Raw genomic sequence first — 15,076 nt, forward strand, 5'->3', positions numbered from 1 at the left:
GAACACGCAGATTCACAGGCCGTGCACTTTTTGGTGGTAGCCGTCAGGCCATTCCAAAACGTTCTAACCCCCAGTTCGCATGCGCTTCAACTCACGCATTACCTTCCCCACTGGGCCGGAAGGTACTCCAAACGCCTCATGCATCGCACGATACTGCGCGTATAACCTGTCGTAAGCAGCCTTGTGCTCACGATTCGGACGGATAGACTGCTCCTTCGTTTGCCCCATCGCCCGAATACCGTCGCTCAGGCTGTCGTAGCCGCTTGCTTGGCTGCCCGCTGCTGCCGCTCCGCAGATGGCTGCGCCAAGCGCGACAGGTTGGGTCGACTTCGCCACCTTGATGTCCATCCCCAGAACATCGGCAAAAATTTGCATCAGCAGCTTATTTTTTTGCGGCAGTCCGCCGCATGCATACAGAGAAACTATCTGCACTCCGCTCTCTTCGAAGGTTTCGATGATCCGTCTTGTACCGAAAGCTGCCGACTCCAGCAACGCGCGGTAGATCTCAGCGGGTGTTGTACTCAACGTCAGCCCGACAAGCAGTCCGGATAACGCTTCGTCCAGGATGGGCGAACGGCCTCCATTCCACCAATCGAGCGCGAGCAGACCAGACTGCCCGGGACTTAACTGGCCGGCTTCACGCTCCAACCAGTTATGAACGCCAATTCCCTCGGCGGCAGCCTGACGCGCTATCTCTTCGGATACCGATGTGTTGACGAACCATGCAAACATGTCACCAACGGCCGGCTGACCAGCTTCATAACCGAACATGCCGGGCACAATGCCGTCCTCTACCACACCGTTAACCCCTTGAATGAGATGTTCTTCATCCCCGAGAACCATGTGGCAGAGTGAAGTTCCCATAGCCAGAACCATACTGCCCGGCTCAGTTACACCGCAGCCGAGTACGGCGGCATGTGCATCAATGATGGCAGTGGAAACAGCTGTACCTGGGAGCAATCCGAGCTCTTTGGCCATCCGCGGTTCCAATCCCCCTGCACGGGAGCCAACGGGCACTACAGAACCAGCCAGCTTGGTTTGGTACAAACTTTCAAACCGCGGATCCAGTTGCTTCAGGAACTCCGTGGATGGGTAACCTTCCAGCTTGTGCCAGATTCCTTTGTAGCCCGCACAGCAGCTGCTCCTGGCCAGCTCACCGCAAAGCTGCCACACAACCCAGTCCGCCGCCTCCACGAAGCGATCCGCCGCTTCGAATACAGCCGGTGACTGTTCGGCTGTCTCCAGCAGCTTGGGCAGAAGCCATTCCGAAGAGATGCTGCCGCCGTAACGGGGAAGGAAATCTTCGCCCCTCTCTTTGGCCAAATGGTTTATACGTTCCGCTTGCGGAGCCGCCGCATGATGCTTCCAAAGCTTGGTCCAACTGTGTGGATCGTTCCGATACTCCTCGAAGAAGCATAATGGAACGCCATCCGCATTCACGGGCAGCACCGTGCAAGCGGTGAAGTCAATACCGATGCCGATCACAGACTCCGGCGGAATTCCTGCTTGCTGAAGCACTGCAGGGACCGATTGGCGAAGCACGTCCAGATAATCCCCTGGATGCTGCAGAGCCCAATCCATCGCAAGTGTCACTTCCGAACCCGGCAGCTGACGATCGATTACACCGTGTGCATAAACCGTTACATGTGCCGCTATTTCCTCACCGGTCTGCACATCCACCAACACTGCCCGGCCGCTTTCCGTACCATAATCAACGCCAATAGCATAGTTTTTGCCTCCAGTCTCCACCATGATTTCCCCCTCGTCCAATAAATACTTTTAAAGCATAATAAGTTAAATTATGGATTTATTATCAGTACTTAAACGTTTCTCAACATTTCCATTGCAACAGAAACACCTGCATAATCCCCAACCTGTTCCCCCAACCCGGCAGGCACGATCTCGCAAACATCTAAGGAGAACGATAGTGCCTCCTGCCTTAATGTTGCCATTACCAGGGGCTCGAGCAGCTTATGCTGCCGTCCATAGATACTGCCAATTACAATTTTCTCCGGATTAAGCACATCAATTAACATAGCAATTCCTTGCCCCAAGCGGCGGCCTACCGTCTTATACACTTCAATCGCCATGGAATCCCCTGCTTCCGCAGCTTTTCCTACCGTTTCCGCAGTCAAGCTGCTCAGATCGTTCATTGTTTGGCAATAAGAAGGTGGTTTGCCCTCCTGAATGGCTTGAAGCGACATCGTGCGAGCCAGCTTCGCGATACCGCCGCCACTGCAAAAGCCCTCAAATGAACCCGCCTTGCCATATCCCCAGGGGCCGTCGGCTTCCAAACGAACATGCCCTACTTCACCTGCCATATCATTCTTACCTATATATAGCTGGCCATTAAGGATCAGTCCCGCTCCCATTCCTGTACCGAATGTAAGGAAGACCATATGGCGACAGCCTTTTCCCGCTCCAAAACGCCATTCGGCTAAGGCACAAGCATTCGCATCATTCTGTAATCCGACTGGAACACCGTAACGTACATGCAGAGGAGATACGACATCAACATGATCCCAGCCGGGAAGATTCGGAGGCGAGAGAATAACGCCAGCTTGACTGTTAAGCGGACCTCCACAACTGATACCAATGGCTTCAGGTGTCCGATCTGGATGACGCATTAACATCGTATCAAGAGATGCGCAGATTTCATCCATTGCCATTTCCGGCCCAGATGGGGTCGAAAAGCTTATTTTATCCACGAATACGACGTTATCCTTTTCTACAATGGCCAAACTCACTGCGCACTTTGTTCCACCAATATCGACTGCAGCAACAAGGGTCATTTTGGGAAAAACGCCTCCTCCAACATCAGGCATAACGCATGATAGATAGGCAGATGCCTCTCTTGAATATCGAGGGTTTTCTCCCAAGGCACACATATCGTCACATCACATAAAGACTTCAATTTCCCGCCGCTATCCCCCGTAAAACCAATGGTTTTCAACCCTTGCACCTTAGCGACCTGCAAAGCCCGCAAGATATTCGTAGAGTTGCCTGATGTGCTGAATGCAATCAATACATCCCCTGAACGGCCGTAACCATACACTTGCTGGGCAAAAATCATTTCTGGATCAACATCATTGGCATAAGCACTTATCAAAGCTGAGTGACTTACGAGTGAAATCGCCGGCAGCGCCCCTTGGAGCTTAACAGCAAGATCCAACCCTTCTCCCGGAAATTCACGTTCAAAACGATCGCTTGCGGATGCGGACAAAGGCCTTTTCGAGATAAATCCCTTCATCAGTTCGCCTACAACATGATCACAATCTGCGGCACTTCCACCGTTACCACATAATAACAGCTTGTTTCCTTGATGAAACGAATGGTTTAGCAGCTCAAACCCCAATTCGATATCTGGTAAACAGCCTATTAATTCTGGATAACGTGTCGTCATTGAACTCAAAATAGCGTTCATTCCGTAGTACCCCCTTAATCAAGTTACTTTATTACTCGTGCAAGTGCTGTATTGTAAATCGTTTCAATCTCCGTTGCCCCTTTGTCTTTACATTGCTTGATAAAAGTATCCCAATCGTTCAATGCCCCTTCACTGACAATGAATTTGTCCATATTTTGAGTTAAATAGGCATCCAATTGTGTGCGGAGTTGTTTAAGCCGATCTCGTTCTTGTTTATTAAATGGAGGATCATTAATCTCCCGGTAATTAATCCCGTCAGCCAGATCCTGGGTTGCCTTCTCAGACCATTTAATTAGTTCCGGTGCAGAAGATAATAGGATCGGATGGTCGTCAGATTGAAACGCTAAGCCAAGATAGCCGGTACCAAGGGCAGATTGCATCGAGCGGAAGGGATCTTGTTTATCTTTGAACTTCAGCTTCGTTGCATCCGATATCTGATATTCGCCTCCAACCAGCGTGTAATCCACATTTTCTACTCCGAAACTGGTTAGATTCGTCCCCTCTTCCCCATACATCCAGTCTATGAGCTTAATCACTTCTTCAGGATTCTTAACCTTAGCGCTTATTGCGTACATTTCACCAAGGTGATCAAGTTGATAAATGGTATTGCGCTTAACTCCTTTATTACTCGCCAGAGCAGGTAACAATTCGAACTTGGCTTCCGGTTCTTTCGCCTGAAGTGCTTTATTAAAATTCGCTCCGAAACCATTGTTATCTTGAAAAAAGAATGATTTTCCTGAGCTTAATTTCTCCTGCCATATTTGGGAGGTTGCTACGGCATAATCTGGATCAAGCAGTTTTTCTTTGTAAAGTTTATGAAGATAGGCAATAGCCTCTTTGAATTCAGGGGCAAAAGGACCAAATTTATATTGCTGCGTCAGCGGTTCATAGTAAATTTTAGTACCCGTAATATTCGTATAGCCACTTCCAAAGCCGAAAGCAATAGGATTGATCAAATTTTCTGTTCCTGTTTTACCATTCGCCGCTCTACTCGTAAAAGGATAAGATGCCGGATAAGCTTCTTTAAACTTTTTGAGTACCTGATATAGCTCTTCGTACGTCGTTGGCGCTTTTAAATGAAGTTTCGCTAACATATCTGTGCGCATCATCGGCAGCAGACCAGATTGAACGCTCCATTTCGTTACTAAAGGGAAACCGTACAGCTTGCCATCCACTTTCGTTTTATTGATTTCCGGCTTTTGCGCAATGAGTTTATGGAAATTCGGCATTTTATCCAAATACGGAGTGAGATCCAGAAAAATGCGGGTATCCGCGAAATCCGTAAGATCATTTTGATTGACCATCATGACATCGGGAATCGAATTTGTAGCCATCAAGGTTTTCTTTTTGTCCTCATAGTTACTCTGTGGAACGCTTTGTAAGGCAATCTTGACGTTTTTTCTTTTTTGAATTTCTTGAACAACGACCGAATTAGCATCTAACGCTTGGGAAGAATGCTCGTATCTCATCCAAGAAAGCGTCATCGGATTGTCCGACGGTAAAGAGCTTACTCTCGCCGATGGCTTGACTGTACGATTTGGTATGTGATCACACCCCGCTACTAAACTCCCTACTACAACCAGCGAACAGCAGGCAGTTAACAATCTCCTGTTTCTGAAATCCATGGTGGTCCCCCTCCATAACCTGGATTTGTTCTGGCCATTTTTATTGTATAAGCGACTTGCCTCGCTTTAAAAGAACCAAATCAGCCTAAGATGAACCATTCTTCCACTTGGGTCTCCATGATTCATTCTTCTACCTGCCTGAATCGTCCATTTTCAAGCTATTTCTGCTTACCGCCGTGTATCTGCCGATATTCATTGGGTGAAATGCCTTCATGTTTTTTGAATAAACGCAAGAAGGTGGTGCGGCTGAAAATGCCGATCTGATCTGCAATATCACTAATCTTTATATCCGTATGGGCTAACAGTTCTTTCGCTTTTGCAATCCGAATCAGGCTGATGTAGTCCGAGATATTCGTCCCTGTCGTCTCTTTGAACATCCTGGACACATACTTGGCGGACAGACCGATCTCGTTTGCAATGACCTCCAGATATAAATCCTTTTCATAATGCTTCTCAATATAAGCCGTAATAAGCGATACGACCGTACCTGATTTGCTTTCGGGTTTATACAACGTTTCGGTGATCATCTTATCGTAAAACTCAAAAATCATTTTCAACCTTGCATCAAACTCTGTCGGTAAAAGCTCCTTTTGGCTTAAAAAATCATGCTCATTTGCCTCAAGAAAGTCATGCATACGAAGTCCTTTTTCCGTTAAATAACGGTTGCCTGTATGGAAAAACTCCACGAGCAAAGCCCCAAGAAAGTGATAAGAAACCCCTCTTGCTTTATTCAAAGCAATAATTCCTTCCAGCTCTCCTCGTAAGCCATCCCGATCGCCTGATTTCAGCTTATTGACGATTTTGGTCTCATCCAGGAAAGAATAATAGTAGTTCTGATCGATATCCAGATGCGCTGCATCGACGATGACCGTCTTGGATGAATCTGTCCGCTTATCTATAGCCGTAATAGCATCACTATAAGATTTGGAATAGTCCTCAATCTTGTCGTATCTTTTTCCTAAGCCAATAACTAATTCACAATACATGGTGTCGTAAGCAAAGGTCATTTTAATCATTTCCAAAGCTTGTTCCAGCTGTTCACGATCTGCCTCACTCTTCAAATTGACCATGCAAACATATAAGTAGGGCTCATATTCCACCAAATAACAATTCACGTATTTTTTCATAATGCCCCATAGCACATTCTTCATCTTCTCGAAAATCAATAAGCGGTCCGCTTCCAGAATGTCATGATAGAATTGATCCCTGAACATAAACACAAAACAGCAGCATAAATAGGTACCTGTATGAAAATCAATTTCTTTTAGAATCTGGTTAACCGCATACGGCTGTCCCCCACGAACCCCTTTAATTAAATTCGTGAAAAACTGCTCGAGAATTTCCTCTGAGAAGGTATGAATTTTCATATTCGCATCCTTATGCTGCTGGACCAATTGGCTGACGCTATTCCCAATCCGTTGAAGTTCGCCGCTCCGTGGGGTTTCTTGGTTGCCTTCTTCTATTCGTTCGGTTTTTTGTAAAATATCTCTGATATTTTTGATCGGGTTATACAGCCGAACGCTGAATATGGCAGAAAAGGCGATGCCAATGATGATTAAACTGATACAAATCCAGATGATCAAGCTAAAAATGCTCGAAGACTCCTGGTTAAAAGAGCTCACCGGTGTAATGGAATAATACTTCCATCCATATTCGGAGGTGGTTTGAACAATCCAATTCTGATCTTGACCGATTTTAAGCGCTCCGTTACTTGCTTTTTCCTTCGAAAAACCAGCAACAATTTGCTCCACGTCTTTGGCTTCTAAACCGCCGCTTTGCAAAATGATCTGATTATCTTTATCCATAACAATATAGTGGGTGGTCGAGAAAATGGAGTTGTTTTGCAGCGTAGCTGCGATTGTTGGGATAGAAATGGTCGTCACCATCGTTGCCAAATGACCATTCAAATATTGGGTCGTGACACTCGGAATGACATCACGATTCGTATTCATATTCGGGTTTGCCACTCTCGTTGGCGTTAGCAATTCGAACAGGCTGCTTTCGTGTAATTGTTGTCGCCAGAAATCTTTATTGTAACCATCAAATTTGTAGAAAGTGTCAAAGAAAACATCAAAGTCAACCATGCCATCACTAAAATAAACACGCTGATCATCCACAAATAGAAAGATATTGTCGACAAAGTGGCTTATCGTATTACGATTCCCCGCAATGGATCTCACAATCGAAGGCAACTTAATTTTCTCTTCATCCGTAAGTAATGGATACGGTCGTAAATATTGTTGAATGGTATCACTGAGCAGCAAGCTGTTGTTGGTTGACTGTGCCATACCTAAATAGATATCAATGGTTTTGGAGGATGCAACCAAATTGTCCGTAAGCTTTCCGGAGGCATCCTTCTTAATTAATTGATCCGCATTCAAATAGGCAATGACTCCGAGGATGACAATCGGGATCAGCAAAGAAAGGAAATAAAGCAGGATCTTAAAAAACAATCTATTTTTATTCAACGTTTGCTGCAAGTGTCTCCAATTCAAGTTTACTCCCCCATTATGAATGCTCTACCTTTAATAGTAAGCGGTTACAAATACTATTATTCTAATCTTTCTACATGAATCCTTCTTCTAAAAGGAAAATAAAAGGATAAGCAGGAAGCACGATAGTGTGCTTCCTGCTTATCTGTTAATGCTGGAATGAAAATTGCTGCGATAACTTCTTGGAGAGACGGTATAACTCATCCACTTCGAGTTTATTCGTGGCTGTGAACTCGTCATGATTTCTCGCGCGCGAGTGATAATTCGAACTGATGCCTTCCTTCATTTGATAATATTTCGCGTTAATCGGATATAACTGCCGCTCAATAAATGAAGCTACACTCAGCAAGTCGCTCAAATGCTGCGCTTCTTCAGGCTGCTCCTTCCAATGCTGCAGAAGCCATGCATATAGATCCGGATGAAAGTTGGCCATAACCCCGCTGTAACCGTCAACACCCAGCTTCAATGTTTCCAAAAGCGTAGCGGTGTTGGCATTGAATAGCTTTAATGAAGTTCCTTTGATCACTTCCAGCTTTTCTTTGATCATCTCCACATCGCAAGAAGTATCCTTTAAGAAGAAAAACCTTCCGGTATCCGCGCACCACTTCAATGTCGATGGCGTCAATAGCCGCTTATAAGGAAATGGACATTCATAGATCCCAAGCGCAATATGCTCCGGCAGTTGTTCGATCAGCTTCTGAGCATTAAGCTTCCACACTTCATCCGACTCATCTTCGTCCGCCAATCGGTTCGAGATCAAGATAACAGCCTCAACGCCTGTTTCTGACATCGCCGTCACTTCTCGAACTTGATCTTCAATCGAGTCAGCGGTGTGTCCCGACGCAATGACGGGAACCCTTCCCGCAGCCTTCTCCACGACAAAAGCGGCAAGCTTCACGCGCTCTTCCAAGCTCAAGAAAAACATTTCGCTGGACTGGCAGACAGCAAATAATCCGTCAACTTTGTTATGAATAAACCATTCAACCATACGTCCCATCGCATCAAAATCTATCTCGCCTGACTCCTTGTACAAAGTGATCATTGTCGGCCATACGCCGTTGGGGTTGTTAATCTTCATTGGATCTCGCTCTCCTCCGTATGTTTCATTTCTATAAAATTCACTTCCTCAATCGGCTCATGCGGCTTGGAAGGCAGGAAGAACGTTTTGATCTCACATTTTCCAAACGTGCTCCGCCAGCTGCGATTCAAGGAAGGTAAGCTCAGTTCCGTCTCTACTTCCCTTCCATAAATCTCTTGGCAGCGGAGAATCCATCCATTCCTGTCCTCGGCCGGTTTAAAGGCTACTGCAATCACATGCTCTGACGATATGGAAATTCCCTCCGAAATCTGCGGCAAATCCCCCTCGTGATACGTTTCCCACACTTGGAGAAGCGGATTATGCAATTCGTAGGCTTTACGTACAACTCCGCTATTTTGCCAAGAACCGCTATGAGCTGAAAGGACATACGAAAATTCCTGTACGCCTTGATCCATAAATTCCACTTCTTCGTCGCGTTCGCCGAAATGGTCGGCATAGATCGGACTTCGTACCACTGTCATCCTCAGCTCATTGCCTTGCACATCGTATCCGTATTTTGCATTATTGATCAGAGAAAGACCGAATGTAGCGGACTCCGTATTGTCCGATGTACCTGGCTTACTGCCGGAAAGATTCACCCACATTTGTCCAGGCACCTCATATCCATTAGCAGGACGTTCGATATATCCATACGGGATTTCAAACACGGCTTTAGGCTGCTCCACGTTAACAGGGAAAGCCAGCTTCAGCATCTTATGCTGTTCTCTCCAGTCCAGCCTTACCTTCACATGCACATCAGAGCTGTCAGGCTGTAAACTGATATCCTGGCGAAGTACGGAATTTCCATAATAGCTGGTTACTCTGATCGTCGCTCGCAGCGGTCCATGCTCCATCACCTTTAATTCAGCGCCTCCGAATTGTCCGAGCTCATCACGATAGTGTGTAAGACCATGTCCCCAGGTATCGCTGTGACTCTCATCCAAGACAATTGGCACCGCTCCGTCGCCGGCTAGTACTTCTCTGCCGCCATTCCGCTTGTCAATCCAACGACGGATATACCCCGTAGCCGGATCAAGCTCAAGGCATACTTGACTATTTTCCAGCAAACACCCCTCTGCCCTGACGGCATCCGCTCTCTGTACAACGTCAAAAGCTTTATCCCGATAGACCCAAAAGACTTGATAGCCAAAAGCCGGAACTTTCCCCTTAATGAAGGTATCCCATTTATCACTAGTATTAGTCCGAGAGGCCCTGACCGTTTGAAACGGCAGAGGAATGCCAGCAGCATCTGTCACACCGGCCACCTTCTTATTTATGACAATGGGTGCCTCCACCTCCCATGATAAGGGGTTAAACACCACAAGCGGCGACCCTAGATCATCTTGCTCCCAGAGCTGCCAGTCCTTCTCTTTGCTTAATGATTTTATACCCGGTTTCATCGTATGAATGGACCAAGATATCTTTTGAAAAGCGGCGTTTATTGCTTTTGCTCCTATACTGGATGCTTCACCGTAAAAATCCCGAACATCGTCAAAAGCTTCCTTAATACTGCAGCCGCCCATAATATCGTGAAAATGATTAAACATCACGTTTTCCCACGCGCGATTAAGCGCTTCCATTGGATACGGCAAACCTCGCATCAAAGTAGCCAAAGAAGATATTTTCTCAGCCGTAAGCATCTGGTGCTCGACTCTGCGGTTCGCGGCTTTGGATTCCGAGTGTGTGGAATAACAGCCGACGGCATGCATCTGCATTTCATCCTTAATGACGGGAATATCCGGATTCATCTGCTTCATTTCTGAGAAATATCGATTCGGAGAACTTAACTGAATGCCGTCCATGTCAGGCCGTTCTTGGAGCTGGTGGATGAGCTCGAGATTCTGGATGGTCGGTCCTCCCCCATGATTACCAACTCCGTAGAAGGACATGAACGCATGCCCTCCTGCAACTGCCATAGCTCTGTGGCTACGAATCTTATCTTCCATGCCATTGCTCGCCCAATTGCCGTAACTGTCGGCTAGCCTGAACGTCATCACGCGGCTGCCATCTTCCGATTCCCACCAAAATAAATCGTGCGGCAGCGTTTTCTCATGGGCACCTGGACGCATAAATACATAGGAATCCATTCCACCTAGCTTCAAAAGCTGCGGCATCATGCCGTGGTGACCGAATGAATCCACATTGTATCCGACTCGCGCCATCACGCCGAATTTCTCCATAAAATAGCGTTGTCCGTATAAACTGTGCCGCGCGAACGATTCGCCTGACGGTAAATTGCAGTCCGGTTGGATCCACCACCCGCCTGTAATGACCCATCTTCCTTCGGCAACACGCAGCTTAATTTCGGCAAACATCCCAGGGGCGTTCTCTTCCACCCATTTGTAGTACGCCGCGCAAGCACATGTAAATACAAAATCAGGATACTCATTCAATCGATCCAACGCAGAGCGAAAAGTCGCCTTGATTTCCGCATATCCCTCTTGCCAGCGCCATAGCCAAACCGGGTCCAAATGAGCGTTTCCTATTAAATGAAGCTTCGTTTCGGCAGCCATGTTATCCCCCTAAATGAGTAGACTTTAACCTTTTACAGAACCAAGCATTGCTCCTTGTACAAAGTATTTTTGCACAAACGGGTATATGACAAGCACAGGCAAAATCGCAACGAACACGCAGGCATACTTAATATTTTCCGTCATGACCGCCATCCCAGCCTCTGCTGCTCCAAGCTGTGCGGATTGTGTAGCCATATCTCCCGATATGACGATATTGCGCAAGATAATTTGCATCGGGTACAAACTTTTCTCATTTAAATAAATAAGGGCAGGAAAAAAGCTGTTCCAGTGCGCCACCGCGTAAAAAAGAAACATAGTGGCCATAACGGGCAAAGAAAGCGGAAGCACAATTTTGGTGAAAACTCGGAACTCTCCTGCGCCGTCCATGATGGCAGACTCGTGCAGCGCTTCTGGAATATCTTCAAAAAATGTTCTCATAAGAATCATATTGAAAACATTGATCGCAGTCGGAATTAATATCGCCCATACCGTATTGACCATTCCTAACGCATGAACCACCATATACCGCGGGATAAGTCCACCGTCGAAGAACATGGTGAATACCACGAACAAGGCAAGAACAGAACGTCCATACATATGCTTACGGGACAAAGGATAGGCGCAAAGAGCCGTCATCGCCAAATTAATAAGCACCCCGGCAGCCGTGTAAAAAATGGTATTTCCGTAGGAGCGCACAATCGCAGGATCATTAAAAATAACATTGTAGGCTTTGAAATTAATCTCTATAGGTCGCCAAAAAACTTCGCCGCTGCTAACAGATGACCCTGAACTAATGGAAATTATTCCCATGTAGTAAAGTGGATAAAGTGTAATAAAGATCATAGCCAACATAAAAGCTAAATTAATCGTATCAAAAACAGAAAAGTTACGAAGTCGCATCTCAATTCCTCCTGCTAGAACAACCGGGATCCATTCAATTTTTTGGATATTTGATTCGCTGATATGACAAGCGCAAAAGCCAATACCGATTGGAAAATACCTACGGCTGCAGCGAAGCTAAAGTCACTGTCGATTAACCCACGGCGATAAACAAATGTTTGGATAACGTCGGCCGTCTCATACGTGGGACCACTGTACAGTAATAAAATTTTCTCGAATCCGACGGAAAGCATTTTGCCCAACGTTAAAAGCAGCATGATCGTAACAACCGTTGAAATACCAGGCAGTGTAATGTGCAGCAATTTCCGCCATCGGTTTGCACCATCCATCGTTGCCGCCTCATAGAGTTGTGGATCGATTGTAGTCAATGCCGCCAAATAAATAATGGAGTTCCAGCCGATCCCTTGCCAGATTTCAGAGCCTACATAAATCGTTCGGAACCATTGCGGCATAGACATGTAGGTCTTCGCTTCCCCTCCAAAAAGCTTCACGACTTCATTAATAAGTCCGTCGATGGAGAGAAAGTTAACCAGCATACCTACGACTACGACAGTCGATAAAAAATGCGGAATATACGTGATGCTTTGAATAAACTTCTTGAAAACCTTTTGCTGCAGCTCGTTTAACAATAAAGCGAATATGAGCGATGACGGGAAATAAAAAATGAGAGAATACAAATTGATAAGCACGGTATTGCGCACCACTTGCCAAAAATACGGATCCGTCAGAAATTGGCGGAAATATTTCGTCCCTGCCCATGGGCTATGAAAGAAGCCTTTGACAATCGAATAATCTTCGAATGCCATGAGATTCCCAACCATCGGTGCATAATGAAAAATGACAAAATAGGCAAACGGTAATACAAACATGAGATATAATGGCATGCTCTTGCGGATATTCTTTTTAATCTCAACAGCTGGTGTCAATCATTTCACTCCTTCCTGAAAAAGAAAGGGACAGGCCGCCAGGTATGCCTTAGCAACCTGCCCTCTCACGATATGAATTGAACTTTGAGCTTATTTCACGCGTGCCAAGGCATCGTTGTAGATTTTGACAATATCGTCTGCACCCTTGGATTTGAGTTGTTTCACGAAGTTATCCCAATCCTTGAGCGCTCCATCTGTCACAATGAACTTATCCATGTTTTGAGCCAGGTAAGCGTCGAGCTGCGTACGGATTTGCTTCAGTTTCTCACGTTCATCTTTGGTAAATGGCGGGTCATTTACGAATTGCACATTTTCGCCTGCAGCCAAACCTTTGGATGCTTTGTTGTTCCAATCTACCCATTCCTTCGTATTGAACGGCAATCCGGCATGATCGTCATTGTTCAAACCAAGTCCCAGGTAGCCTGTGCCATACTCCGATTGCAGCGCATAGAATGCGCTCGGCTGTCTGTCCTTGTATTTATTCACGACAGCGTCCGTCAATTTGTAATCGCCATTTTCGCCGGTAAAATCTTCCCCTTTGACACCGAAGTTGGTAACTTCGATTCCCTCTTGGGAATAGAACCAATCCATGAATTGAACAACCTGTTCCGGATTCTTAACTTTCGCATTAATAACGTAGGATTCCGATAAGTGGCCAAGTGCGTAGATCAGGTTCCGTTTTGCACCGCTTGGCGTCGTCATAGTATCCAACATATCAAACTTCGCATTCGGATCCTTCTTCTGCAGATTGATGTTAAATGTGCTGGCGAAACCATTATTATCTTGGAAATAGAAGGATTTGCCCGAGTTTAGCTTTTCTTGCCAAATTTGTGATGTAGCCGTAGCATAATCCGGATCTAAAAGCTTTTCCTTGTACAATTTATTCAACCAGGTAATAGCCTCTTTGAACTCTGGCATCGCCGGACCGAATTTGTAAGTTTTATCTTTTGGCTCGTAGTATACCTTCGTACCGTTAAACGTTGTGTATCCGCTACCAAATGCGAACGAAATGGGATTGATTAAATTTTCTGTACCTGTAAGTCCATTGGCGGCACGAGCCGTGAACGGATAGGAATCCGGATTCGCTTCTTTCATTTTCTTCATCACTTGATACAATTCATCATAAGTTGTCGGCTTTTTTAGACCTAACTTGTCAAGCACATCCATACGGATCATCGAAAGCTGGCCGCCAACTCCCTGCCAATTGGCTACAAGAGGGAATCCATACAGCTTCCCGTCAATTTTGTTTTTATTAATTTCCGGCTGCTGGGAAATGACTTTCTTCAGATTAGGCATTTTGTCCAAATAAGGTGTCAAATCTAGGAAGGTTCCCGAATCGGCAAAGTTCTGAATATCGTCTTGCTTGACGAGCATGATATCAGGCAGGGTATTCGTTGCGATCAATGTTTTCTTTTTATCATCGTAGTTGCTCTGGGGAACACTTTGGAGATTGAGTTTGACATTTTTACGCTTGGCAATTTCCTGAACAGCTTTTGAATTCGCCACAATCGCTTGCGATGGGTGTTCGTACCTCATCCAGGTCAGCGATAGCGGTTGGGCCGCTGCCGGTGTGCTTGCCGCACCAGCTGTCGTTGCCGGAGCCGAAGTCGAAGCATTATTGGTTGAAGCTGGCGAAGTGGTTGAACTGCTTCCACAACCGCTAAGCACACTTGATAACAAAAGCAATGAGCCGGTTACTGTCATAATCCCCTTTTTTGCTTTCATCGAATATATCCTCCTATGTAATTGGATTGCCTTACACGAGGATCATAGCACACCATTTTTGCCCAAATGAACGTCCAATTCGGCGTTTAAAGTGCCGTTTTTCCGCTTATCCGGCAATGATTCATTTCTCCGCTATGATGCAAATAGTCAACATGTGGGGTGGGAAGGAACGGCGGGACAGAAAGAATCAGGAAGGACGGGCGAGCGGGTTGGACGGGAACGGGTCAGGCAAGATGAGACGGAACGGCGAAACTCCCCCCGTTCACCTAACGGACTCAGCTGCTCTTATTCAGCGAAATATAGCCGTTTTGAAAATCTAACGGACTCCAGCGCCGCTATTTGCTTGTTTCAACCATGATTTCGCCTCAAAATCGGCAAATAAGGACTCCTGTG

Annotated in this window: 10 protein-coding genes; all 10 read right to left on the reverse strand. The window is 46.0% G+C overall.

The annotated features are described in order from the left end of the window. Positions 1-63 precede the first annotated feature (63 nt). The gene (locus tag GON05_RS08270; RefSeq protein ID WP_157318665.1) at positions 64-1,752 is read right to left on the reverse strand and encodes a ribulokinase; all 1,689 of its coding nucleotides are present in this window, start codon (positions 1,750-1,752) and stop codon (positions 64-66) included. 68 nt (positions 1,753-1,820) lie between these two features. After that, complete coding sequence (locus GON05_RS08275; RefSeq protein ID WP_157318666.1) at positions 1,821-2,792, reverse strand: ROK family protein; 972 nt, start codon at positions 2,790-2,792, stop codon at positions 1,821-1,823. After that, positions 2,789-3,424, reverse strand: coding sequence for a D-sedoheptulose-7-phosphate isomerase (locus tag GON05_RS08280; RefSeq protein WP_157318667.1), 636 nt, complete (start codon positions 3,422-3,424; stop codon positions 2,789-2,791). The genes GON05_RS08275 and GON05_RS08280 overlap by 4 nt, the downstream gene beginning before the upstream one ends. A gap of 23 nt (positions 3,425-3,447) precedes the next feature. Beyond that, positions 3,448-5,049, reverse strand: coding sequence for an extracellular solute-binding protein (locus tag GON05_RS08285; protein WP_157318668.1), 1,602 nt, complete (start codon positions 5,047-5,049; stop codon positions 3,448-3,450). A gap of 158 nt (positions 5,050-5,207) precedes the next feature. Next, positions 5,208-7,544: a helix-turn-helix transcriptional regulator gene (locus GON05_RS08290; protein WP_157318670.1), complete on the reverse strand. Its 2,337-nt coding sequence runs from the start codon at positions 7,542-7,544 to the stop codon at positions 5,208-5,210. Positions 7,545-7,689: 145 nt separating this feature from the next. Then, the gene (locus GON05_RS08295; RefSeq protein ID WP_157318672.1) at positions 7,690-8,619 is read right to left on the reverse strand and encodes a dihydrodipicolinate synthase family protein; all 930 of its coding nucleotides are present in this window, start codon (positions 8,617-8,619) and stop codon (positions 7,690-7,692) included. Further along, on the reverse strand, positions 8,616-11,132 hold the full coding sequence (locus GON05_RS08300) for an alpha-mannosidase (RefSeq protein WP_157318673.1): 2,517 nt from the start codon (positions 11,130-11,132) through the stop codon (positions 8,616-8,618). Before GON05_RS08300 ends, GON05_RS08295 begins: the two co-directional genes overlap by 4 nt. Positions 11,133-11,156: 24 nt before the next feature. Next, positions 11,157-12,032, reverse strand: a complete 876-nt coding sequence (locus GON05_RS08305) for a carbohydrate ABC transporter permease (protein ID WP_157318675.1) — start codon at positions 12,030-12,032, stop codon at positions 11,157-11,159. A 14-nt stretch (positions 12,033-12,046) separates the two neighbouring features. Further along, a complete protein-coding gene (locus GON05_RS08310; RefSeq protein ID WP_246069256.1) occupies positions 12,047-12,958 on the reverse strand; it encodes an ABC transporter permease in 912 nt (303 codons plus the stop codon). Between the two features lie 90 nt (positions 12,959-13,048). Then, entirely contained in the window at positions 13,049-14,683 is a 1,635-nt protein-coding gene (locus GON05_RS08315) for an extracellular solute-binding protein (protein WP_157318677.1), read from the reverse strand. Positions 14,684-15,076 lie beyond the last annotated feature (393 nt).

The organism is Paenibacillus anseongensis (assembly GCF_009757995.1).
GTDB lineage: Bacteria > Bacillota > Bacilli > Paenibacillales > NBRC-103111 > Paenibacillus_E > Paenibacillus_E chondroitinus.